The organism is Brevundimonas sp. D3-1P (assembly GCF_055809335.1).
Genome location: NZ_CM147908.1, coordinates 2,216,378 through 2,237,357, shown reverse-complemented (window position 1 = coordinate 2,237,357; position 20,980 = coordinate 2,216,378). Strand labels below are relative to the sequence as shown.

General features: G+C 66.3%; 23 protein-coding genes and 1 pseudogene. 5 read left to right on the top strand and 19 right to left on the bottom strand.

Annotated elements, in window-relative coordinates:
- Positions 1-172: 172 nt before the first annotated feature.
- From AC0L6G_RS11340 to trxA, 7 genes and pseudogenes are all read right to left on the bottom strand, one after another.
- Entirely contained in the window at positions 173-2,509 is a 2,337-nt protein-coding gene (locus AC0L6G_RS11340) for a hypothetical protein (protein ID WP_473252232.1), read from the bottom strand.
- Positions 2,506-2,706: a hypothetical protein gene (locus AC0L6G_RS11335; protein ID WP_473252231.1), complete on the bottom strand. Its 201-nt coding sequence runs from the start codon at positions 2,704-2,706 to the stop codon at positions 2,506-2,508. Before AC0L6G_RS11335 ends, AC0L6G_RS11340 begins: the two co-directional genes overlap by 4 nt.
- Positions 2,707-2,805: 99 nt before the next feature.
- Positions 2,806-3,450 (bottom strand): annotated as a pseudogene (locus AC0L6G_RS11330) (magnesium chelatase domain-containing protein); the annotation flags it as partial.
- A 62-nt stretch (positions 3,451-3,512) separates the two neighbouring features.
- The gene (gene gshB / locus AC0L6G_RS11325) at positions 3,513-4,466 is read right to left on the bottom strand and encodes a glutathione synthase (protein WP_293827770.1); all 954 of its coding nucleotides are present in this window, start codon (positions 4,464-4,466) and stop codon (positions 3,513-3,515) included.
- Between the two features lie 200 nt (positions 4,467-4,666).
- Positions 4,667-4,861 carry a Trm112 family protein gene (locus AC0L6G_RS11320; RefSeq protein ID WP_291539322.1) on the bottom strand — a complete coding sequence of 65 codons (195 nt, stop codon included), beginning with the start codon at positions 4,859-4,861 and terminating at the stop codon, positions 4,667-4,669.
- A gap of 63 nt (positions 4,862-4,924) precedes the next feature.
- Positions 4,925-5,581 carry an LON peptidase substrate-binding domain-containing protein gene (locus tag AC0L6G_RS11315; RefSeq protein ID WP_293827771.1) on the bottom strand — a complete coding sequence of 219 codons (657 nt, stop codon included), beginning with the start codon at positions 5,579-5,581 and terminating at the stop codon, positions 4,925-4,927.
- Between the two features lie 37 nt (positions 5,582-5,618).
- On the bottom strand, positions 5,619-6,521 hold the full coding sequence (trxA, locus tag AC0L6G_RS11310) for a thioredoxin (RefSeq protein ID WP_293827773.1): 903 nt from the start codon (positions 6,519-6,521) through the stop codon (positions 5,619-5,621).
- Between the two features lie 288 nt (positions 6,522-6,809).
- On the opposite strand from trxA, the gene AC0L6G_RS11305 reads away from it, so the two are divergent.
- Positions 6,810-7,256, top strand: a complete 447-nt coding sequence (locus AC0L6G_RS11305) for a nuclear transport factor 2 family protein (protein ID WP_473252230.1) — start codon at positions 6,810-6,812, stop codon at positions 7,254-7,256.
- Positions 7,257-7,543: 287 nt separating this feature from the next.
- Here AC0L6G_RS11305 and AC0L6G_RS11300 read toward each other — a convergent pair whose 3' ends face one another.
- Together AC0L6G_RS11300 and AC0L6G_RS11295 are read right to left on the bottom strand one after the other, a co-directional pair.
- Positions 7,544-7,924 (bottom strand): hypothetical protein, encoded by a 381-nt coding sequence (locus AC0L6G_RS11300; RefSeq protein WP_293827776.1) that lies wholly within the window; start codon positions 7,922-7,924, stop codon positions 7,544-7,546.
- Positions 7,925-7,935: 11 nt separating this feature from the next.
- Positions 7,936-8,910, bottom strand: a complete 975-nt coding sequence (locus AC0L6G_RS11295) for an alpha/beta fold hydrolase (RefSeq protein ID WP_293827778.1) — start codon at positions 8,908-8,910, stop codon at positions 7,936-7,938.
- A gap of 280 nt (positions 8,911-9,190) precedes the next feature.
- Here AC0L6G_RS11295 and AC0L6G_RS11290 point away from each other — a divergent pair, with 280 nt between their 5' ends.
- Positions 9,191-10,630, top strand: coding sequence for an IS1182 family transposase (locus AC0L6G_RS11290; protein ID WP_287105140.1), 1,440 nt, complete (start codon positions 9,191-9,193; stop codon positions 10,628-10,630).
- A 144-nt stretch (positions 10,631-10,774) separates the two neighbouring features.
- On the opposite strand, the gene AC0L6G_RS11285 is transcribed toward AC0L6G_RS11290, so the two are convergent.
- A complete protein-coding gene (locus tag AC0L6G_RS11285) occupies positions 10,775-11,305 on the bottom strand; it encodes a prolyl-tRNA synthetase associated domain-containing protein (protein WP_293827779.1) in 531 nt (176 codons plus the stop codon).
- A 37-nt stretch (positions 11,306-11,342) separates the two neighbouring features.
- On the opposite strand from AC0L6G_RS11285, the gene AC0L6G_RS11280 reads away from it, so the two are divergent.
- Positions 11,343-12,110 (top strand): DUF6065 family protein, encoded by a 768-nt coding sequence (locus AC0L6G_RS11280; protein WP_293827781.1) that lies wholly within the window; start codon positions 11,343-11,345, stop codon positions 12,108-12,110.
- Between the two features lie 48 nt (positions 12,111-12,158).
- Here the strand turns inward: AC0L6G_RS11280 and AC0L6G_RS11275 are convergent, their stop codons facing one another.
- The 6 genes from AC0L6G_RS11275 to AC0L6G_RS11250 form a co-directional block, all read right to left on the bottom strand.
- Positions 12,159-12,722 carry a CC0125/CC1285 family lipoprotein gene (locus AC0L6G_RS11275; RefSeq protein ID WP_291536799.1) on the bottom strand — a complete coding sequence of 188 codons (564 nt, stop codon included), beginning with the start codon at positions 12,720-12,722 and terminating at the stop codon, positions 12,159-12,161.
- A 100-nt stretch (positions 12,723-12,822) separates the two neighbouring features.
- Positions 12,823-13,455, bottom strand: a complete 633-nt coding sequence (locus tag AC0L6G_RS11270) for a LysE family translocator (protein WP_293827783.1) — start codon at positions 13,453-13,455, stop codon at positions 12,823-12,825.
- Positions 13,456-13,529: 74 nt separating this feature from the next.
- Positions 13,530-14,132 (bottom strand): hypothetical protein, encoded by a 603-nt coding sequence (locus AC0L6G_RS11265; protein ID WP_473252228.1) that lies wholly within the window; start codon positions 14,130-14,132, stop codon positions 13,530-13,532.
- A gap of 80 nt (positions 14,133-14,212) precedes the next feature.
- Positions 14,213-14,662 carry a hypothetical protein gene (locus AC0L6G_RS11260; RefSeq protein WP_293825495.1) on the bottom strand — a complete coding sequence of 150 codons (450 nt, stop codon included), beginning with the start codon at positions 14,660-14,662 and terminating at the stop codon, positions 14,213-14,215.
- Between the two features lie 81 nt (positions 14,663-14,743).
- Positions 14,744-15,517, bottom strand: coding sequence for a metallophosphoesterase family protein (locus AC0L6G_RS11255; protein WP_293825497.1), 774 nt, complete (start codon positions 15,515-15,517; stop codon positions 14,744-14,746).
- Between the two features lie 12 nt (positions 15,518-15,529).
- Positions 15,530-16,318, bottom strand: coding sequence for a nucleotidyltransferase family protein (locus AC0L6G_RS11250; protein WP_291536805.1), 789 nt, complete (start codon positions 16,316-16,318; stop codon positions 15,530-15,532).
- Positions 16,319-16,704: 386 nt separating this feature from the next.
- Here AC0L6G_RS11250 and AC0L6G_RS11245 point away from each other — a divergent pair, with 386 nt between their 5' ends.
- Positions 16,705-17,754 carry a ribonucleotide-diphosphate reductase subunit beta gene (locus tag AC0L6G_RS11245; protein ID WP_314187619.1) on the top strand — a complete coding sequence of 350 codons (1,050 nt, stop codon included), beginning with the start codon at positions 16,705-16,707 and terminating at the stop codon, positions 17,752-17,754.
- 105 nt (positions 17,755-17,859) lie between these two features.
- Here the strand turns inward: AC0L6G_RS11245 and AC0L6G_RS11240 are convergent, their stop codons facing one another.
- The gene (locus AC0L6G_RS11240) at positions 17,860-18,318 is read right to left on the bottom strand and encodes a hypothetical protein (protein WP_473252227.1); all 459 of its coding nucleotides are present in this window, start codon (positions 18,316-18,318) and stop codon (positions 17,860-17,862) included.
- 149 nt (positions 18,319-18,467) lie between these two features.
- On the opposite strand from AC0L6G_RS11240, the gene AC0L6G_RS11235 reads away from it, so the two are divergent.
- Entirely contained in the window at positions 18,468-18,731 is a 264-nt protein-coding gene (locus AC0L6G_RS11235; RefSeq protein WP_293825503.1) for a hypothetical protein, read from the top strand.
- A gap of 13 nt (positions 18,732-18,744) precedes the next feature.
- Here AC0L6G_RS11235 and AC0L6G_RS11230 read toward each other — a convergent pair whose 3' ends face one another.
- Both AC0L6G_RS11230 and AC0L6G_RS11225 read right to left on the bottom strand, forming a co-directional pair.
- Positions 18,745-20,217, bottom strand: a complete 1,473-nt coding sequence (locus tag AC0L6G_RS11230; RefSeq protein WP_293825505.1) for a sensor histidine kinase — start codon at positions 20,215-20,217, stop codon at positions 18,745-18,747.
- Positions 20,214-20,963, bottom strand: a complete 750-nt coding sequence (locus AC0L6G_RS11225) for a TVP38/TMEM64 family protein (protein ID WP_473252226.1) — start codon at positions 20,961-20,963, stop codon at positions 20,214-20,216. The genes AC0L6G_RS11230 and AC0L6G_RS11225 overlap by 4 nt, the downstream gene beginning before the upstream one ends.
- Between the last annotated feature and the right edge of the window lie 17 nt (positions 20,964-20,980).

The window sequence follows — 20,980 nt, the reverse complement described above, 5'->3', positions numbered from 1 at the left end:
CAGGGGCCGCAGAGCCAAGACTTCTTGAGCCCGTCCTGTACCCGGCGGGCGGGCGCGTCCCCGGCCCGGATGTGGCCGGTGGAGGAGGTCTCCCGCAGCCAGCGGAAAACGAACGCGGGGACGATGTGGCTGACCTTGAGGGCCCCGTGGGTGCCGCAAAGGGCGCAGGGCGCTACTCCGGCTTCCACCGCAGCTTCCCGCAACCGCACTGGGCCCCCGGATTGCCCTCCATCAATCCGACGCGGGAACCGCATTCGTCGCATTGGAACAGACTAAGCACAGCCTCGCATGTAGCGATGAGGTCGCGCGCCTCTGTATCGCTGCCGCTGAAAGTGTGCGTGCTGCGGTTGCTCCAGACCTCTAGCTGAGGCTTTGCTTGCGCGATGGTCGCGACGGCCGCCTCGTGCGTACCGTAGGAGCCGTTGGTTTTGAGCCGGAAGCAGTCTTTAGCTGTGCGGTGGAGCGCAAGGATAAATTCGCCCGTGCTTCGCCGGTCATTGGCGCTACCTCTCAAGTGGGGGACTGCTAGGCCAATCTTCTCGGCGATCCGGCCAAGCGATACGTCCATCATCCGCCGCACGTTGGCGACCGCGTCCTCGGGATCAGACCTAACTCGCTCTTTGGCTTTTTCCCAGTCGATCGGCTGGTCCGCGAACTTCAACCCGACGGCCGGGGAGTCGAAGGACAGCAGCTTGAGGAACGACCACCTTTTTGCATCCAACATATGCTGAAGCTCAAAGTACCATTCCCGATCATGCGTCAGGACAATGACTTGTCGCCCAGCGAAATGCTGCTCCAACAGGGGCGCGACCCGATTTCGGTGCTCTCGGTCAAAGCTGATCACCACATCGTCCAGCACTATTGGTCGGTCCGCCGCACTCGCTTGGTTCGCCATGGCGAGGAAAATGCAGAGCCCCAGCGCATTCCTCCTGCCCTCCGACAGGGTCAGGCGAGGGCTGTCTAGTTCCTTCCCGTGAAACTGTAGGGCCACGTCGATAGCCTTGTCGTTCCCCTCGGGGATGATCAGGCGCACCTTAGTGACAGCCTCATCGGGCTGGAGGATTTGCCAGTATTTTTGGATATCGCTGGAAATCGCCTCGAAGGTTTGGCGCGCCCGATCCGCCATCTCCTGCCTGACTTCCTTCTCCATCGCTTTGACAAGGCCGATAAGAGCATCACCCCGCTGGATGCCCGCGCGCTGAGCGTCGGCCTTGAAAGAGTCAAACAGGGCCGTGGCATCCCGCAGGTCTCGGAGGAGGGTCTGGGCTTCCGGTGGCAACTCCTTCGAGTCCTCCACGGCGCGGGCGACCAGCGGTTCAACCTTCTGCTTCAGCTCCGCGATATCCGCAGCGCCGCAGGTTGTCCGCAAGTCCGCCACGGTGATCCCGACAAGGTAAGTGACCCCAGCCTCAAGCTCGGGTGGCAGCCCCGCCCTCCAGCTACTGAGGTCTTCCTTGTTGGCCCACAGCCGCAGCCTTCCGACCTCTTCGCAGACCTCGTTAATGGCGGCACGATGCTCCCCGTAGAGCTTTTGTGCCTCGCTCAACCGCCGCTGCTCGTCCGCGATGTGGGTTCGGAAGTCATCGACAGGCAACTCTAAGCCACAGGCCGGGCAGTGCATTGAACCGACCGCGTCTCCATCCGCTGCCGCGAACCTGTCGGCGGCGGCCAGCACATCGAGCCGCTCCTTAATCAATGGCGCAGCCACGTCGGAAATCCGCGCCGCCCAGTCATCGACTTTCGCCAGCTTCTTACCTAGGTCGCTTGATCCAATCTCCGCGATGGCTGTGGCCTGTCGCTGCTCAGCACTGGCTGAACCGCTCTGAATGTTGATTGCCGCCAAAACATCCACGAGGGTCTTCACCAAACCCTCCTGCGGCTTCTCGGGCACGTAGGCGGCTCTGAGTTCTCCGAGCCGGGCGCGGAGTTGGCCGCCGTCAGCGTCCCCGAAAGCCTCCCTCCGCCGCGCCTCCGCTTCCTCGACTTTTCCTCTGAGCTTCTGAAGGTCGCCGTTGCGGTCTATGGCCGCGACGAGCTGATGCAGGTTGTCCGCCATCGTCTCCAGCCGCGAGAGGCCCAGAAGCGGCACGATGGCGCTATACTTCTCGCGCTTCGCCGCAGTGATGAACACCTTGAGGTCTTCCTGTCGGAGAGCCGTTCGGCGGTACTCCCACCCCATCGGCGTTGCGCCGTCCCGGCTATGGACCGGTGCGCCCGTTCTCCACGTGAGTTTCTCGCTTGAGCCGTCAGCGAGGGTGGCGCGTACGGCAGTCTCCTGACCGTCAGGACGCGCGGTGTTGATCAGGCCGTTTTCCTGATTGCGGCCCGCGTACTCGTGGCTGAGGTGGTCCACCCTGCCTCTGCACAGAAGGACTTCGAGGCCATCGACGAACGAGCTTTTGCCTGAGCCGTTCGGCCCGAAAACAACGGTGGACTTACCGTTCAGCGGAAGTTCCGCGTGGGCCGCCCCACCACGAAACCACTGAAGCTCTATCGACTGCAGTCTCACGTCGTTCCCCGATTGGCGAGGGCCAACGCTGTGGCGAATTGCTCAAGCTCTAGCTTTCTACGCGGCTCCTGAAGGGGGCCCTGCAAGAGCTTCCTAAGCTCCGTCGCCACCGCCTCTGGGAAGTTATGGTCGTCCGTGGCCGCCGCTTCCAATGCAGCGGTGAGCCTCTTCTCGATCCAGTCGGCAGTCTCATCCATGGCCGCTCCCCTAATGCATCCTGCGCGCGAAGGTCACACTAGCCCAACGAGAGCGGCCGCCAAGGGAGATCGGGGCGAGGGTCTTCACGTCATTGCCATGAGCAGATTGTGTCCGCCCGCCGCCGCGATCTCCAGCGCGCGTTTGGCGCTTTCCTGACCCTTGACCTCGCGCAGGTCGGGTGCGGCGCGCCCGGCCGCCAGAGGACCGGGTTCGGGCGCGCGCAGCACCTGGGTTCCCTTGAAATGATTGACCACGCCGATCAGGGATCGGGGCGCCAGGATGCGCGCGCCGCCGGCCCAGGCGGCTTCCGGCCCCGTCGCCTCGGGACAGATCAGGCCCAGCCCCATGGCGTCGGCGGCGACGGCGGCGGGAAGGGCGCCGCCCACCCGCGCGATCTGGCCGTCCAGCCCCAGTTCGCCGATGGCCGCCCAGCCGTCCAGGGCGTCGGGGGCGATCACCCCCATGGCCGCCATCAGGGCCAGGGCGATGGGCAGGTCGAAATGGCTGCCCTCCTTGGGCAGGTCGGCGGGCGCCAGATTGGCGATGATCCGCTTGGCCGGCAGGGCCAGGCCGATGCCGGCGAAGGCGCCGCGCACCCGCTCCTTGCTTTCGGCCACGGCCTTGTCCGGCAGGCCCAAGATGTTGAAGATCGTCGGTCCGTCGGAGCCGATCAGCTGGACCTCGACATCCACGCGCCGGGCCTCCACCCCGTCGAAGGCGACCGTGACGACCCGCGCGACCATATCCGTTCTCCCGCTCCACCATGGAGAACGAACCATGAACTGAAATCTAATTCAAGTGGCGTTCACGCAACCCGAGCGGCGCGCTTCTTCTCGATCACGTCCCACATCCGGGCCGTGGCGTCGACGCCGGTGAAGGTCTTCAACTGCTGGGCGCCGGTGGGGGAGGTGACGTTGATCTCGGTCAGATAGTCGCCGATGACGTCGATGCCGACGAAGATCAGGCCGCGGGCCTTCAGCGTCGGGCCTATTCGGGCGCAGATCTCCAGGTCGCGCGGCGTCAGTTCCACCGGCATGGCCTTGCCGCCGACGTGCAGGTTGGAACGCACCGCCCCCTCGGCCGGCACGCGGTTGATGGCGCCGACCGGCTCGCCGTCGATCAGCAGGATGCGCTTGTCGCCCTTGGACACGGCGGGGATGAACTTCTGGATCACCAGGGGGTCGCGGCTGCCCGCCGCATGGATTTCGATCAGGGCGTCCAGATTGGGATCGTCGGCGCGCAGCTTGACCACCCCCGATCCGCCGTTGCCGTGCAGGGGCTTCAGCACCACCTCGCCATGCTTCTTGTGAAAGGCGGTCAGGGCGACGGGATCGGCCGAGATCAGGGTCGGCGGCTGCAGGCCGGGGAAGGCCGTGACCATCAGCTTTTCGGGCGCGGACCGCACCTGGGCCGGATCGTTGACCACCAGGGTCCCGGGGTGAACCGTCTCCAGGAGATAGGTGGCGGTGACATAGGCCATGTCGAACGGCGGATCCTGCCGCATCAGGATGACGTCCACGTCCTCGGCCAGGTCCAGCCTTTCCCAATCGCCGAAGCTGACGTGGTTTCCGGCCTCGCGGCGCACGGTGACGGCCCGGGCGCGGCAGTAAAGGCGGCCTTCCTCCAGCGCCAAGGTGCGGAAATCATACACCCATTGTCTGTGCCCGCGCGCCTGGGCCGTCTCGGCCATCAGGAAGGTGGTGTCGGCGGAAATGTCGACGGCCTCGATCGGGTCCATTTGGATGGCGATTCTGAGCATTGAGGCTTTCCTTGCGTTGGAAGGCACGAATGGAATGGGAATGAGGAAGCTCCACCGCAACCTTACCCGCTCATCCCCGCGAAAGCGGGGAACCAGTTCTGTCGCTCGGCAGTGCGTTGGATTGAGAACGAAAGCGGGTGATGCGCGGATCGCCCAAGGCGCTGGGTCCCCGCTTTCGCGGGGATGAGCGGAGTATGGAATCAGTCGATCTGACGCGCTTCCTCAGCCAGCATGATCGGCACGCCCTCGCGGATGGGATAGGCCAGTTTGGCGCCGGCCGAGATCAGTTCGTTGGCGTCGCGGTCGTAGGTCAGCCTGCCGCGCGTGACGGGGCAGACCAGCACCTCCAGCAGGCGGGGATCGACGGAGACCGGCGTGTTGAAGGCGTCGCTCATTGTTCTGGCCTATCGCGTCTGGCGCTGTTCGAGGGAGTCCTTAGCGGCCTGCCGCGCATTGCGCTACTGGATGGAGGGCGCGGCGTCGTCGCCGGCGTCGGCGGCGTCGATGCGCAGCAGGGCGGTCAGGGCCTCGGCGCGCGACATCAGGCTGACGGCCTCCAACAGCGCCTGTTTTTCCGCCGGTTCGAACGGCAGGGCCATCGACAGGCTGTTGACCAGGGCCTCCATCGGCGCGGTTTCGGCCGTCTCCCAATCGATGTCCAGCAGCCGGTGGGCCATATAGGCGCGCAACGCGTCGAGGAAGGCGTCGCGGTCGAAGTCCGGCTCCTCGGGCGGAGAGGTCAGGTCCGCCTCATAGGCGTCGAACGCCGCCCTAACCTGGCGATAGGGCGTCTTGGACGGCAGTTCGGCGGCGATGCGGAATCGCGACACGCCCGTCAGGGTGATCAGATAGCGCCCGTCGGAAGTCTCGGCGAAACTGGTGATCCGCCCGGCGCAACCGACCGGCGACAGGCTGGGCAGGACGGGCGTTCCGCCATTGGGCTGGACCAGGCCGATCATCCGATCCCCGGCCATGGCGTCGTCCACCATGTTCAGATAGCGCGGCTCGAAGATGTTCAGCGGCAGTTGGCCGCGCGGCAACAGGATGGTCCCGCCCAGCGGGAACACCGGGATCACCTGGGGCAGGTCGAACGCTTTCACATAGCCCTGGGGCATGATGTCTCCCTGGCCCGTCGCGGGCCTCGGCCCATCCTCAAGAGAACAGGATCGACGACAGACGCCGCCGCCCGTCCTTGGCCACGTCCGAACTGAGGCCCGCCGCCTCGAAGATGACCAGCAGCTGTTTGCGCGCCGCCTGGTCGTTCCATTCCCGGTCGGCCTTGACGATGTGCAGCAGATTGTCGACCGCGCCCTTGAAGTCGCCCGCCGCGCTCTGGGCCTCGGCCAGATCATAGCGGGCCTGATGATCGTTCGGGTCGGCGGCGACCTTGGCTTCCAGCTCGGCGGACGCGCCGCCAGCGGGCGCCTTGGACGCCAGGGCCAGCTGCGCGCGCACGCTCTGCACCGCCGGCTCCTTGGAGTCCTGGGGGGCCATGGCGATGGTCTGGGCCGCCTGTTCGGGATCGCCCCCGGCCAGATAGACCCGCGCCATGCCGGCGATGGCCTTCTCGTTCTCCGGCTCGATCGACAGGACGTGGGCGAAGGCCTGGGCCGCGCCGCCGAAGTCGTTCAGGCCCAGCGATTCCTCGCCCAGCTCAAGCAGTTGCGCCGTCTCGGTCGATCCACCCTGACCGTTGGTCAGCTTGTCGATGAAGGCCTTGATCTGGCTGTCGGGAATGGCGCCCTGGAAGCCGTCGACCGGCTGGCCGTCGACGAAGGCGTAGACCGTCGGGATCGACTGCACCCGCAGTTGGCCCGCATAGGCCGGGTTGGCGTCCACATCGATCTTGACCATCTTCACCGCCCCCTTGGCGGCGCGCACGGCCTTCTCCAGCGCCGGCCCCAGCGTCCGGCATGGCCCGCACCAGGTCGCCCAGAAATCGACGATGACCGGCTGCTGCTTCGACGCCTCGATCACGTCGGTCATGAAGGAGGCGTCGGTGCCTTCCTTGATCAGGTCTTCGCGCGTGTTCAGCATCGGGTCGGTAAAGGTCATGGGCGGCGTCCGTAAGGCGGTGTCGTGTTCAACGGCTCAGATGGCGTCAGGATGCGCCCCCATCAAGCGGCGATGCGATCCTGACGGTTTTGGGCAGCCGCAAAACAGATTCGAAGTGTCCGATCTGTCCAAAATCCCGTCTCAAAGCGATGAACGGCTCGCCCCAGATAGGGCGGCGGCGTCAGGGCCGCAACGACAAGGTCGTTGAAGCGGCGACCCTGGTGATGTAGGGTTCGCGTATCATTGAAATGGCGGCGCCTTATGGCCCTCAAGATATTCCTCGCGTCCATGGCGGCATCGGTCGGGTTGCTCGCATCGCCTGCGCTGAGCGAGAGTTCGGACGCCGTCCGCGTCCCGCCTGACATTGGCGCGGCCTACGGCCGCCTTGGCGCCGCGATCCGCGCTCATGACCCCGAGGGCGTCCGGTCGGTGTGGGCCGAAGACTTCGTGGTCAACTCGCCCAACAACGAGGTCCTGACGCGCGAGCAGGTCATCGCCGTGATGGCGTCCGACTTTTTGGAATACAGCGACTTTCGCAAACACATCACCTTCGTGAGCCAGAAGCCCGAGATCACGGTCGTCATGGGTTACGACACGATGATCCCCCTCAAGGGGCCTGGTGCGGGTCAGCATGTGATGCGGCCCTTCACAGACATCTGGGCCCGGCGCGACGGCGCCTGGGTTCTGATCGCCCGTCAAGCCACTATCGCCGCGGTCGGTTCAGCGCCGGAGTAGCCGAACCCTCTTTCGTCAGGTGCACGGACGGCGCCGCCTCGCCGGCTTAATTCAGCGTCGCGAAATCCACCACCAGCGGCTCGCGTCCCAGCAGGTCCAGCACCCGCCGGAACGCCGCCTGATCCAGGGCGGTCGTCGCCGTGTTGGTCAGGGGATGGAAGTTGACGATGTTCTTTGGCTAATACACCCAGACCAATATGCCGGTGAGCCGACCATTCGGAGTTCCGCCAGGGCGGTTAGCGGACTTTACTTCGAGACGGAACGCCTGAATTCAGGCGATGAAAGACTTAGTCGGTTGACGAGGTCGGCTCGCGCGAGGCCAGCGCCGCTTGGCGCTCAATAAGCACCCGAAGGCCAGCCTGAACCTCCCGCCGGTCCTCAGCTTCAAAGACGCGAATTCGCGCGCCGTCCATTCCCCTAGCCGAGGTGATTTGTTCCTCCGTGGCGAAGATGAAGTGCCCGTTGTAGGCGCCAGATATCGACCGCCCCTCCATCATCCGTGCACCTTCAAGCCGAGCCGCGCAGCTTTCGAGATTTGGAACATCCTGTCCAACGATCTCGAATCTTGGCTTCTCGTCAGCGACCTCCAACATCCGCCAGCAGATGCCCGCACCGAATGGCGCGGCCGCCTGCGACGAGCAGGCCGCCAAACTGGTCAGCAGGATCACGCCCGTCCATTTCAAGAGGTTGGCCCCGCTCTGGCAGTCCCGGAGCGGGTCATCTCCAACACGTCTCTGACGGCATCGATCACCGCTTGCGGTTCTTCAAACTGGATCACATGGGAGGCGTCCTGAACCATCCGCTGTTCGCCCCGGGTCGACGAGGCCGCTATTCTCGCGCCCGCCTCTGACCAGGCCCGCCGCAAAGGGATGGTCTCAGCTGGCGCCGCACCCTCATTTGCTCCGAACTTGTTCGCCGCCGTTAGGACGATCACCGGCACATCACCAAGTGAGCCTGCCGCAGTCTTCACTTCGCCCATGCCGGTGGGATCAGGCTCGTTCTCCGACAGAACAGCGGCGGCCATTTCCCGGCTCCCCAAGGGACCGTCCGTCGGCGGTGAGCCGCACTCGACGTAGATGGCGTTTCCAGGCCTCATTTCACCAGCCGCAGTGGCGCGGATGCATTTCAGGGCGGCGGACTGCCCCGCCTCGTGCGCGGTGGCCCAGACTGGTCCGATACCTGCTAAAGTCTCCAGGTCGGCGCCCGGATCAACGAGGACCAATCCGGCTATAACTTCTCGTCGCCGCACCACGGCGAGGCGCGCCGAAACTTCGGCCGCCGAATGCGCCACCAAGACGAAAGGCCCTGTCTCCGCAGTGGCGTCGAGCAGTTCGAGTAAATCGCTGGTGCGCCGGGCATAGTCGCGTGGCAGCGGTCCAGGGTCGCTTCGGCCATAGCCGGCGCGGTCATAGGCGCAGGTCCGGGTTATCTCGGCGAGCCGTGGCTGAACCCGCGCCCAAATGGAAGAATCCAACCCAAGCCCCGCATCTAAGATGACTGTGGGTTCGCCTGCCCCGGCGCACTTCAAGTGAAGTCTGCGACCATCGAGCAGGGAGACCATAGCGTCATCTGTGGCGGTCTCATCTTGAACAGCAGGTCTCTCCGACTCCTGCTGAGCATCGGCCATTCCAGCGGTCAGGGCCAGAACGGCCAAGCTTATCGTAGCTGTCGTCCAAGACCGGCTTTTCAGTCTCGAAAACATGGACCTCACCTCAACCTGGGGAGGTGCAGTAAGGGGGGAAGCGCGTCGGCTAGTCAACGCCGTCCACGAAGGTCCTGCGGCGTGACGAGAACCTACTGCCTGTAACAGCTTGCAGCAGGCAAGATCGGCACGCAAGCAACGTGGCGAACGTCCACAATGGGTCGAGGCTGTGTAAAAACGTCTTGGTATGGAGCGAATTAGCTTAGCCTTCTGAGGTCAGCAGGAGGTGGGTATGAGCCGCTTCGTTCAGGGTGCAGATCGCCGGCAGCAGACGCTGCTTCCCGAGTGTCTTGATGACTATGTGGCCGAGGATAATCCGGTCCGGGTGGTCGATGTCTTCGTCGACGAGCTGGATCTGAAGGGGCTGGGGTTTGAGGGGATGACGCCCGCAGCGACGGGACGGCCCGCTTACCACCCGGCCATGCTGCTGAAGCTCTACGTCTACGGCTACCTGAACAAGGTGCAGTCGAGCCGGCGACTGGAGCGTGAGGCGCAGCGCAACGTCGAACTGATGTGGCTAACGGGGCGGCTGGCGCCGGACCACAAGACCATCGCCGACTTCCGCCGCGAGAATGGCCCTGCGATCCAGGCGGCCTGTGCGCAGTTCGTGGTGCTGTGCCGACAGTTGGGCCTGTTCGGATCGGCCCTCGTCGCCATCGACGGTTCGAAGTTCAAGGCGGTGAACACCCGCGACAAGAACTTCACCGCCTACAAGGTGAAGCGGCGGATCGAGCAGGTTGCCGAGCACATCGCCAGCTACCTCGAGGACCTCGATACGGCCGATCGGCACGAGGGGGATGGCGTGGAGGCACGGTCGGTGAGGCTGGTCGAGAAGATCGATCGCCTTCGCGCCCAGATGGCGATGCTGAAGGTCATGGAGGCTGAGGTCGAGGCGTCGCCGGACGGCCAGGTGTCCCTGACCGATCCCGACGCCCGCGCCATGGCGACGTCAGGCCGGGGGAGTGGCATCGTCGGCTACAACGTCCAATCCGCCGTCGAGGGCGAGCATCACCTGATCGTCGCCCACGAGGTGGTGATGACCGGCTCGGACAAGCAACAGCTGGCGAACATGGCGGGTCAGGCCAAGGAGGCCATGGGCGTGGAGAGGCTCGATGTGCTGGCGGACCGGGGCTACTTCTCCGGCGAAGAAATCCTGGCCTGTGAGGCCCTGGGCGCGACGCCCTTCGTGCCAAAGACGCTGACGTCAGGCGCAAAGGCGAATGGGCGCTTCGGCAAGCAGGACTTCGTCTATCTGCCAGATCAAGACGTCTACCGTTGCCCGGCCGGCTCCCTGCTTCCGTACCACATGACCGTCGTCGAAAGAGGCATGACGCTGCATCGGTACTGGGATCGGGCCAGTTGCACAGGCTGTAGCATCAAGGCTCAGTGCACGCCTGCGGTCGAACGAAAGGTCACGCGGTGGGAGCATGAAGCGGTGATCGATGCCCTTCAAACCCGAATGGACCTGAGGCCCAGAGCCATGCGTGAACGGCGAAGCCTGGTCGAACACCCGTTCGGCACCATTAAGGCCTGGATGGGCCACTCCCACTTCCTGATGAAGCGGTTGCCCAACGTGAAGACCGAGATCAGCCTCCACATCCTGGCCTACAATATGAAGCGGGTGATGGCGGTGATGGGAACCAGGCCGTTGATGGAGGCGATCCGGGCCTGAGCACGAGGCGTCCTGCGCTTCGTCTCAACCTCCGCCCCGCCGTCGCTCAGCACGTTTTTACACGGCCTCGGTCGAACGAGGCAATAGGCACGCAGTCCCGAAGCCGATATTCGGCGGACGGGGCGGCGGGTTTCGTCACAGGAGTCATGAACAGTTCAATGCGCTGAAATCCACCACCACCGGCTCCCGCGCTAACAAGAACAGCACCCGGCGGAACGCCTCCTGCTCCAATGCGGTCGTGGCCGTGTTCACCATTGGGTGAAAATTCACGATGTCGGCGTCCCACAGGCGGCGGTCCAGCACGAACGTCACGCGGCGGTCGATGTCGTTGATCAGAGCCAGGGCCGTGACCGAGCCGGGGCGGACGCCCAGCGTCTCCCACATCAGGGTCTCGTTTCCGAACGACAGCCGGCCCGAGCCGATGACGCCCGCCGCGCGCTTCAAGTCGATTACCGTGTCCTGACGCGCCGAGATCAGCCACAGCCGACCCTTGTGGTCCTTCAGGAACAGATTCTTGGTGTGGGCGCCGGGCAGGTCGGCCTTGAGGTCCAGTCCCTCTTCCACGCGGAAGACGGCCGGGTGGTCGTGGGTCGCGTGGGCCACGCCGTTCTCAGCCAGCCAGGCGATCAGGCGGTCGCGGTCGAAAGCCGGCGTCGGGGCGGGTTGGGTCGTCATGGTTGAGCCGTCGGGTTTCGGGCGGTAGGAAACGTCCATGGTCGATACCGTGCAGACGCGCCCGCTGGAACTGGAATGCTATCCGATGACGGCCCGGCCGCCGGACCTCGTGCCCGGCCGCCAGTCGCGCAATTGGATGGACGCCTTCATCAGCCGCCATCCCTATCGCTGCCTGCCGCTGAACATGGCCAACACCACGGGGTGGGAAATCCTGTGCCCGTTCGGCTTCTCCGCCGAGTGGAACGGAGGTCCGCGCCAGGAAGACATCGTCATCACGCCCGACCGGCCACAGCACGACCTGGATCATTTCGTCACCTCGCACTTCTCGCGCGGGGTCCTGACCATGCATCCCCAATATCTGTTCCGCACGCCGCCGGGCTGGGGGATGATGTGTTCGGGGTCGCCCAACCATGTGAAGGACGGCATCCAGCCGCTGGTCGGCCTGATCGAGACCGACTGGCTGCCCTTCCCCTTCACGATGAACTGGATATTCACCCGGCCGGGGCGGATCACCTTCGAGAAGGGCGAACCCTTTTGCTTCGTCAATCTGATCGAGCACAAGAAGGTGGAGCAATTCCAGCCGATCATCCGTTCCCTGGAGTCCAACCCGGTGATGAAGGGCCAGTTCGAGGCCTGGAACCGCGCGCGCACCGATTTCAATCAGCGCCTGGCCGGCGGAGACCCCGACGCGGCCAAGGAGGCGTGGCAACGCTATTACTTCAAGGGCGAGGTGCCGGAAAACCTGGGCGCCGCGCCGGCCACCCACTCCAACAAGCGCCGGCTGAAATCGCCGCGCGTCGGCTGAGGGCGGTCCATCGGCCCTCCGTCGCGAGACGAAGGGCCGAGGTTCGGATCACGAGGCCGGGCGCGTGACCTGCGGGCCCAGATTCTGAATCACTTCGCGGGCGTCGAAGGCGTTGGGGTCGTTGGCGGGCTTGGGTCCGCGGCCCAGGACGATCTCGGCGTTGGCCTCGAAACGGTCGATCTGGCGCACGTCGAAGTCGTTGGCGCCCCAGCGGTCCCACGGGCTCCAGAAGCCGCCGCGATAGTAGCGCCACGACGGACCCCAATAGGGGCCGTAGAAGCTGTTGTAGCGCGAATAGAAGGGATCGGGCGTGCCGACGTAACGGGTGTCGCGGTCCGTGGCGCGGTTGACGGTGGCGAACCAGTCATAGCCGCTTTCGACCGTCAGTTCGGCCGAGCGCAGCAACAGGCCCATCTCGACCTGCTCGCGCGAGGTCACGGAATTGCCGGAGAAGCTGACGCGGTAGCGGTTGGTCTCAAGCCGCTGCTCGGCGTAGCCGCCGCGCTGGCCGTTCAGACCGGCCGGCTGGTACGGCGTGGCGGTGGCGCAGGCGGCGAGGGCCAGCCCCGCGGCCACCGTCATCGCCAGGGTCTTCATGGGTAGGGACTTCATGACATCAAAACTCCTTGATCGCCCATTCGGGCGCGCTGACGGCTGAACGGAGCATGAACGGCGGCGTTCCCGACCAATCTAGGGCGAAGCTTGGCCAGGTCTAGAGCCGTGCGACGATCAGCACCGCCGCCGTCATCAGCAGCACGCCGACGAAGACGCCGAATCCCTTGCGAAAGCGGGGCTGCTGCATCCTTCGCGACAGGGCGGCGCCGGACAGGGCGTAGGCGCTCATCGACATCATGTCCATGCCGATGGCCGCGACGGCGAACAGAGCCATCTGCGGCGCGACGGGCCTGTTCACGTCCACGAAAGGCGGCAGGACGGCGGTGAAGAACAATATGGCCTTGGGATTGGCGATCTGAACCGTGAAGCCGTCGATCAGGGCGCTGCGGCCCCGGCGGACCTCGACATGGTCGGGCTGGGCGGCGCTGGCGAAGGCGCCGCGCAAGGCCTTGACCCCCAGCCAGGCGACATAGAGGGCGCCCAGGACGGCGATCACCTTGAAGGCGGCGGGAAAGGCCTTGACCAGGGCGCCCAGGCCCAGGGCCGCCGCGCCGAACCACACCAGGGTCGCCGCATTCATGCCGATCACCCCGACCAGGGCGGAGGCGCGGCCCTTTTCGATCCCCGTCCCCACGGCGAACAGATTGGCCGGACCCGGCGTGACCGCCATCACCGCCATGACCCCGAGGAAGGTCGAATACAGGTGCGGATCGACGGGCAGGGCGGACATGCGGCGCGATGTCGCCGGTCCGCCGCGCGCGGTCAAGCCTGACGGTCAAGCTTGGTCGACGGCCCGGGACGAAATCAGGCGCCGGGACGCCGGGGGGCTTCGGGCGGGGGCGGCGGGGCAGGCGGCGCTGGCGGCTCGACCGCTTCCCCCGTGACGGCGTCGGCGGCCTGGTCCAGCGCATATTGGGCGATCAGCCCATATGTGACCATCTGATCGGGGTCGGGGTTGGTCCAGGCGCTGTTGCGGACGATGCCGGTCGCGGCCGCGACGCCGTGCTGCGCTCCCTCCTCCATCGCCTGTTTGACCTCGGGGTCGTTCAGGGCTTCGGCGACCAGGGCGTCGACGTCGATCTCCTTCAGCGCCTCGGCCGCCATTTCGGCGGCGTGCTGGGTCGTTTCGGCCGTAAAAGCGGCCACGTCGGGGGCGTATTCGGACCACAGGGCGGCGATCCGGGCGCCGCGCTCGGCCTCGCTCAGGCTTTGGTCCTCGGAAATGGCCTCGGCGCGTTTGCCGAAGGTCTCCATCCGCGCCTCGAAGGCGCTGGCGGCGGATTCCAGCCGCGCTTCGGCCGCGCGGGGCGCATCGTCATGGGGCGCGGCGTCCTCCTGGGCCGTCGCCGCATGGACGGACAGCGGGGCGAGGATCAGGGCGGCGCTGAGGCCGAGAAGGCGGATCATGGGACGGCTCCCTGGGAACGACCCGCGCAGCCTCCGCCCTCCGTCGCCCCGCCTCAAGTGAAATCGCGGTAAGGCGCGACCTACTGCGGCTGGGCCGGGGCGGGCGCAGGCGCCGCAGCGGCCTGTTCGACCTGGGCGCGCACCATGGCCGGTATGGATTTGATCTGGGTCGCCGCGGCCGCCATCTGGTCGGCGGGCACCCCCTGGGCCGCTGCAAAGGTCTGCATTTCGGCGGCGAAGGCGTCGGTCTCGATCTGATAGCGCGCCTGCAGGGCGTCCAGGTCGGTCTTGGCCTTGGCCTTGTCGCCCTGGGCGGCGGCGGCCTGCATTTCCGAGGCCATGGTCTCCATGCTCTTGCGGAAGGCTTCGCCCTTGGCTTCGAAGGCCGCTTCGGCGTCGCTGTCTTCGTCGGCGGCGGGAGGCGCGGCCTGCTGCGGGGCGTCGGGGGCGGCTTGGGGCCGGGCCTGGGCCAGGGCCGGGCCGCTCAGGGCCAGGATCGCGACGACGGTGACGGAGGACAGACTACGCATGGAACGCTCCGGGACAGGCCGCGCGCGGCCGATGGGCGAACCCTCGTCCGGCCCGCGATCACCCATCCTGGCCCATAAGCTTCAGATGTCAAAGACCCGATAGGGTCTGTCGCCCAGGGTCTTCAGCACCGGCAGGGCGACGTTATAGACGGGAACCCCCCGGTTGGTCCGCCCCTCCGGCCCGCCGCGATGGGCGTGGCCGTGCACCACCAGGCTGACGTTGTCGTAGCGGTCGATGGTCTCGGCCAGGCGCGACGACCCCAGGAAGGCGTGGATCTCGGGCGGCTCGCCGGTCACGGTCTCGACCACCGGCGCATAGTGGAGCAGGACGACCGAGCGTTCGGTGCGAAGCTTGCGTATGGAGTTCTCGATCAGATTAGCGTCCTCGACCGCCTCCTGCACGAACCGCTTGATCGAGGCTTCGCCGAAGGACGACAGCATATAGCGGCCGAAACCGCCGACGAACCCCTTGCCCCCGGCGAAGCCTACGCCGTCGATCTCATAGGCCTCGCCGTTCAGCATCCTGACCCCGGCGTCGGTCAGCATCCGCTCGACCTCCTCGGGCTGGCCGCACTCGTGTTCGTGATTGCCCAGGACGCCGACCATCGGAATCTTGCAGAGTTTCAGGTCCTCCAGCAGCCGCTCCACCTCCGGCGTCTTGCCGTAGTTGGTCAGGTCGCCGCACAGACACAGGACGTCGGCGTCGTCCGACACCCGTTCGAACAGATCGCGGTATGGGCGCTCGCTGGTTTCGCCGACATGCAAGTCGCCGACGGCGGCGACGCGCATCTTCCTGGCCGGACCCGGCTCGAGGCCCGGCTGGGGCGTCTGGGCGGCCGCGGTTGCGTCTGTCATGCGGCGGCCTCCTCAGCGACCCAGGTTGACGGGGTCGTGGCGCTCCTCCAGCCCCTTGCCGACCACGTCGCCAAAGCCCCATTCGGCGACGTCGGCGACATAATCGCGCGGGCTGAACAGTCGGCCGCGACACACCTTCACGCGCGGCGCGGGCAGGTCGATCTGGGCCGTCAGCCGCGCCACCAACTCCTCCATCAGCCAGCGCGGCACGCGGTCGCGTTCGGTCGGATAGGCGAAGCGGAAGTTCAGCAGATGCGCCGCCAGAACCTCCCAGTAGAGGTCCATCTGGTCCAGCAGGCTTTTCCAGTCGATGGCGTCGGACTGTTTCAGGATGACGTGGTTCACGTCCGCCCCGTCATAGCGATAGCGGTCCTGGATGAAGACCTTGGACAGGATCAGGGCCGTCGGCGGGGTGATCTGCACCTGGTGGCCATAGACGGTGATCCGATCCTCGCCGAACCAGCTGTCGGACACCGCGATGGTGCCGTTCGACATGGCGAAGATGACGTCGAAGAAGTGTTTCTCGTCCTTCCAGACCTTGGCGATCCAGCGTTCGTCCTCGACGTCGGTGCGGTAGCCGTGCTTCTGGAAGAAGGCCAGGATGCGGGGATAGTCGCCGGGCTTGCAGAACACGTCCAGGTCCTTGGTCGGACGCCGGATGCCGGTGTAGGCGGTGACGGCGTATGTGCCGGACAGGAGGAAGGGAATGCCGCTTTCCTTCAGCAGGCGCAGGCTTTCCTCGTAGAAGGCCAGGGCGTCGGCCGGGGGTTCGAACGTCGGTTCGGCGATCACGTCTGACATCGGCTGCACCCTCCCTGGCGAGGGCTGGGAAACGAGCCCGGTCCGCGCCGGTTCCGGGGAAGGCGCCTAAGCCGTCGAACACGGGATCGTCAGGCCTCCATTTCATGGCCGTCGCGCGACAGGGGCCGTCTCTCGACGAGGCGATGCGGTCGTCCGCCTTCGAGGCCGTGTTCGCCGCGCGAGGGCGGTCCCAACAGAGACCCAGGCCGCCTGGCGGGACCGGATAAATCGGTCCCCAGCCTCCTCCCCAGGATTCTCTCGGCAAATCCACTAGATGTAGCGGGTAGGACAATTTTGACCGCAAGATAGAGCGATTTCGGCTTGGCGCCGCCGGTTCGGAGTCGCATGGTGAATGCGTCTTCGGAATCGCTTTCAGGTCCAGTTCGATGAGCGCCAGCACCCCGATCATCCATCCCGAACGCGCCGGTCTTCTGACCCCGTCCCTCGCCTACAAGCCGTTCCGGTATCCGTGGGCCTTCGACATGTGGAAGAAGCAGCAGCAGGTCCACTGGATGCCCGAAGAGGTGCCGCTGGGCGAGGACGTCAAGGACTGGGCCTCGACCCTGAACGACGGCGAACGCAACCTGCTGACCCAGATCTTCCGTTTCTTCACCCAGGCGGACATCGAGGTTCAGGACAACTACATGGAACGCTACGGCCGGGTGTTCAAACCGACCGAGGTGAAGATGATGCTGGCCGCCTTCGGCAATATGGAGACCATCCATATCGCGGCCTACGCCCTGTTGCTCGAAACCATCGGCATGCCCGAAAGCGAGTTCGGCGCCTTCATGGAATACGAGGCCATGCGGGACAAGCACGACTACATGGGCCAGTTCGGGGTCGACAGCGACGCCGACATCTGCCGGACCCTGGCCATGTTCGGCGGCTTCTCGGAAGGGGTTCAGCTGTTCGCCAGCTTCGCCATGCTGATGAACTTCCCGCGCATGAACAAGATGAAGGGCATGGGCCAGATCGTGTCCTGGTCGGTGCGCGACGAGAGTCTGCACTGCGAAGGCATCATCAAGCTCTACCACGCCTTCAACAAGGAGACGGGCGCCGTCACCAAGGCCGTGGCCGACGACATCGTCGACTGCTGCAAGACGGTGGTGAACATGGAGGACAAGTTCATCGACCTGGCCTTCGAGATGGGTTCGGTGGAGGGCATGACGCCCGAGGACATCAAACAGTACATCCGCTTCATCGCCGACTGGCGCCTGCGCCAGCTGAAGCTGCCGGAAGTCTATGGGGTGACGGAAAACCCACTGCCCTGGCTGCAGTCGCTGCTGTCGGGCGTCGAACACGCCAACTTCTTCGAGGCGCGCGCCACCGAATATTCCAAGGCCGCCACGCAAGGGAACTGGCACGGCGCCGACGGCGTCTGGACCGAGTTCGACCGGATGATGGCCCGTCGCGACATGAGCCTGGTCGCGGGCTGACCCGCCGCAGACGCTCGCTCGCCGCCTGGCGCGCCGGGCCGACCGGCGTCCCGCAGGCCGAGCGGACGCCCGACTGGCACAGACGCACCTGTTCGCGCCAGGCCGCTAGTCGCGATCGTACCGATCCTGGGCGGCGCGGGTCGCCTCGGCGGCGGCGCGGGCCTGTTCCTCGGTCTGACGCACAGCGATCTGGTGGCGGGCCAGGGCCGCGTCATAGTCCAGGCGCGCGGCGGCGTCGGCCTTGTCCGCCAGGGCGTTCCGGGCCGCGATCTCGTCGTTCAGGGCGCGGGTGGCGCGAAGTTCCTCCTCAGTCTGCTTGTCGTCTCCGGCGCGGCGATAGGCCTCTCCACGCGTCCTCAGCAGGGCGTCGCGATCCGCCGGATCGGGCAGGGCGCGCTGGTCGCGATAGGCGTCGGGCCCCGCATACGGCCGGGTCTGGTCGAGCGCGGTCGGCGCCGCGCCGCGGGGCGTCGTCTGTGGCGTCGTCTGTGGCGTCGTCTGGGCGAGGGCCGGCGCGCCCGCCGTCCCCAGGGCCAGGACGAAGAGGGCGGGACGTAAGATCATCGGACTTCTCCTTGCGGCGGCCGGTCATGCGCAGCTTGGCCATATCGGACCTTCTGGACAACGCCGAAGCCATGAAAAGGTGGCGCGCGGCCCAGCTTCGCGGCATGGTCCGCCAAGAGCCTTCCCGACCCTCGATTCAGAGACGACGCATGATCCTCAGCACCTCGTCCGGCGACTTCCCCATTCCCGCCGAAGTGGCGCGCCAGCTGCCCAATGTGCCGGCCCTGCCGGACGCCTCGGCCGCCGACGCCCGGCTGCAGATCGAGGACTTTCGTCACTGGCTGGACGCTTCGCCCGAGCACGCCATCGACTACGAGCGGCTGCGGCGCTGGCATCTGGTGCAGGACGAACTGGCCGCCCAGGCCAAGGCCGAGAACCGCGCCTTCGTCGTGTCCGACGACGGGCTGGAATAGGCGCCTTCCGACCTCAGGCCGGCAGGCGCAGTTCGAACGTCGCCCCGGACCCGTCCGTCTCGACCAGCCGCAAATCCCCGCCGTGCAGGGCGGCCAGTTCGCGCGAGATGGTCAGGCCCAGGCCCGTGCCGTCCGAGCTTTTGGAACTGACGAAGGGTTCGAACAGCCGCTCGGCCAGACGCGGCGGAATGCCCGGCCCGTCGTCGGCGATCCTGACCACGCAGAAGCCGTCCTCGCCGAAGGCGCTGACGGTGACGGCGCCGCGGCCGCGCCGTTCCGGCGGACGGGCGGGATCGGCCTCGATCGCCTGGCGGGCGTTGCGCATCAGATTGACCAGGATGCGATACAGCTGGTCCGGGTCGGCCTCGACCGCGAACCGGGGGGGCAGTTGTTTGACCAGGCGCACGCCGTCGGGGTCCAGCCCGGCGTCCTCGGCGGCCAGGGTCAGGGCCTTGGTCAGGACGACCCGGGTCTTCTGCGGGGCCGGCTCCTCGCTCTTTCCGTATTCCAGCACGTTGCGCGACAGGCTGGCGGCGCGGCTCAGCGCGCGCTCCAGCCGCGGCAGGGCCTTGGCCACCTGGGGGTCGGCCGAGGAGGCCAACCGGTCCGACGCCATCTGGGCCGAGGTCAGCATGTTGCGCAGGTCGTGGTTGATCTTGGCCACCGCCTCGCCCAGCGCCACCAGGCGCGCGCGCGAGCGCAGGGAATGGCGCACCTCCTCCTGCATCCGGCTGAGTTCGCGCTCGACCCGGCCGATCTCGTCGTGGCGATCCGACGGCGTCTCGGCCTCGCTCTCGGGGTCGGCGGCGAACCGCTCCATCGAGCGCGTCACGCGCCGAAGCGGCCGCAGCACCAGAAGCGCCAGGCCGCCGTACAGAAGCGCGCCCGCCGTCACGGATATCAGCAGCGACACCAGAAGGCTGTTCAGCAGAAAGGCCCGCAATTCGATCTTCAGCGGCTGGGCCGGGGTGACGATCTCGATGAAGTCGCCCGAGCGATAGCGGGGCTTGGCCTGGACCCGCAGCGACCGGTCGGGGTGGCCGAACAGGGTGCGCCAGGGGTCGGTCAGCCGCGCCCAGCTGTCCTGGCGTCTCAGGTCGATCAGCTCGGGCGCGCGCGGCAGATTGGGCGCCTGGAGCAGCAGCCGCCGCACCCCCTGTTCGGTCAGGGCCACGGCCTGGACCCCGCCGATCCGCATCAGTTCGGCGGCCGTGTCGTCCTCCACCGCGCTGTAGGGCAGGGCCTCGACCCCGACCGAGGCCAGTTCGGCGGCCTGCAGCCGGTCGCGCAGCCAGCGTTCGTGGAAGGCCGCCAGGTTCGGCCCCATGATCAGGGCCTCGACCGCCAGGGTGAAGGCGGCGGTCAGCAGCAGCAGTCGCGCCGACAGGCCGTCGGGCGCGCGCGGGGTCAGCCGTTCGCGCCACGCCGCCGCCTGTTCCGGCGTCAGCTTCAGTCGCGCCGCGACCTGGTCGAACAGGGCGCTCACGCCGGCCTGCCCGCGATGCGCCGGGCGCGGATCATCTGAAACAGCTTGATGCCGACAGGCAGCAGCAGCGACAGGAAGACCACCCCCATCAGGGGCCAGAAGAACTGATGAAGCAGCAGCGGCAGGTCCGGCCGCACCCCCGCCTTCAGCAGGTCGCCCAGCCGCGAACCGATCCAGGTATAGATGAAGGTGGACGGCAACAGGCCGATAAAGGTGGCGATCACATAGGGCCTGAGCGGCACCGCCATCATCCCCGCCGTGGCGTTGACCAGGACGAAGGGGACGCTGGGGATCACGCGCAGGGTGAACAGGGTGGTGAAGGCGTTGCGGTCGATCCCCTTGGCCAGCCGGTCCATGAAGCCGGCGTCCGCCTCGAACTTGGCGCGCAGCCAGGTTCCGATCGAGGTCCGATAGACGTAATAGATGACGACCGAGCCGAGAGTGGCCCCGGTCGACTGGGCCAGGGCGCCGACGTGGGGGCCGAACATCATCCCGCCCAGCAGGGTCAGGAAGACAGGCCCCGGAATGGTCGAGGCGGTGGCCAGGGCGTAGACGGCGACGAAGGCGCCCAGGGCGGTCCACCAGTGGTCCTGCGCATAGGCCTGAAGGTTCAGCCCGTGCTCGCGGATCAGGTCCATCGACAGATAGCGGTTCCAGCCCAGGGCGAAGAAGGCGACCACCAGACCGGCGACGGCCGCGAGCGGCGCCAGCCGCAGGCCCCATTCCCTCGCCGTTCGTTTCGCCATAGGCTCGTCATTCCCGA

Bases quoted from the DNA above. Each gene is read 5' to 3' on its own strand.
- trxA (WP_293827773.1), bottom strand. From the start codon at position 6,521: ATGACCTTTACCGACCCGATGCTGAACACGCGCGAAGACCTGATCAAG.
- AC0L6G_RS11320 (WP_291539322.1), bottom strand. From the start codon at position 4,861: ATGAGCGACGCCTTCAACACGCCGGTCTCCGTCGATCCCCGCCTGCTG.
- AC0L6G_RS11225 (WP_473252226.1), bottom strand. From the start codon at position 20,963: ATGGCGAAACGAACGGCGAGGGAATGGGGCCTGCGGCTGGCGCCGCTC.
- AC0L6G_RS11235 (WP_293825503.1), top strand. From the start codon at position 18,468: ATGATCCTCAGCACCTCGTCCGGCGACTTCCCCATTCCCGCCGAAGTG.
- AC0L6G_RS11280 (WP_293827781.1), top strand. From the start codon at position 11,343: ATGGTCGATACCGTGCAGACGCGCCCGCTGGAACTGGAATGCTATCCG.
- AC0L6G_RS11315 (WP_293827771.1), bottom strand. From the start codon at position 5,581: ATGCCCCAGGGCTATGTGAAAGCGTTCGACCTGCCCCAGGTGATCCCG.
- AC0L6G_RS11250 (WP_291536805.1), bottom strand. From the start codon at position 16,318: ATGTCAGACGTGATCGCCGAACCGACGTTCGAACCCCCGGCCGACGCC.
- gshB (WP_293827770.1), bottom strand. From the start codon at position 4,466: ATGCTCAGAATCGCCATCCAAATGGACCCGATCGAGGCCGTCGACATT.
- AC0L6G_RS11290 (WP_287105140.1), top strand. From the start codon at position 9,191: ATGAGCCGCTTCGTTCAGGGTGCAGATCGCCGGCAGCAGACGCTGCTT.
- AC0L6G_RS11240 (WP_473252227.1), bottom strand. From the start codon at position 18,318: ATGATCTTACGTCCCGCCCTCTTCGTCCTGGCCCTGGGGACGGCGGGC.
- AC0L6G_RS11260 (WP_293825495.1), bottom strand. From the start codon at position 14,662: ATGCGTAGTCTGTCCTCCGTCACCGTCGTCGCGATCCTGGCCCTGAGC.
- AC0L6G_RS11245 (WP_314187619.1), top strand. From the start codon at position 16,705: ATGAGCGCCAGCACCCCGATCATCCATCCCGAACGCGCCGGTCTTCTG.
- AC0L6G_RS11255 (WP_293825497.1), bottom strand. From the start codon at position 15,517: ATGACAGACGCAACCGCGGCCGCCCAGACGCCCCAGCCGGGCCTCGAG.
- AC0L6G_RS11335 (WP_473252231.1), bottom strand. From the start codon at position 2,706: ATGGATGAGACTGCCGACTGGATCGAGAAGAGGCTCACCGCTGCATTG.
- AC0L6G_RS11265 (WP_473252228.1), bottom strand. From the start codon at position 14,132: ATGATCCGCCTTCTCGGCCTCAGCGCCGCCCTGATCCTCGCCCCGCTG.
- AC0L6G_RS11305 (WP_473252230.1), top strand. From the start codon at position 6,810: ATGGCGGCATCGGTCGGGTTGCTCGCATCGCCTGCGCTGAGCGAGAGT.
- AC0L6G_RS11285 (WP_293827779.1), bottom strand. From the start codon at position 11,305: ATGACGACCCAACCCGCCCCGACGCCGGCTTTCGACCGCGACCGCCTG.
- AC0L6G_RS11275 (WP_291536799.1), bottom strand. From the start codon at position 12,722: ATGAAGTCCCTACCCATGAAGACCCTGGCGATGACGGTGGCCGCGGGG.
- AC0L6G_RS11270 (WP_293827783.1), bottom strand. From the start codon at position 13,455: ATGTCCGCCCTGCCCGTCGATCCGCACCTGTATTCGACCTTCCTCGGG.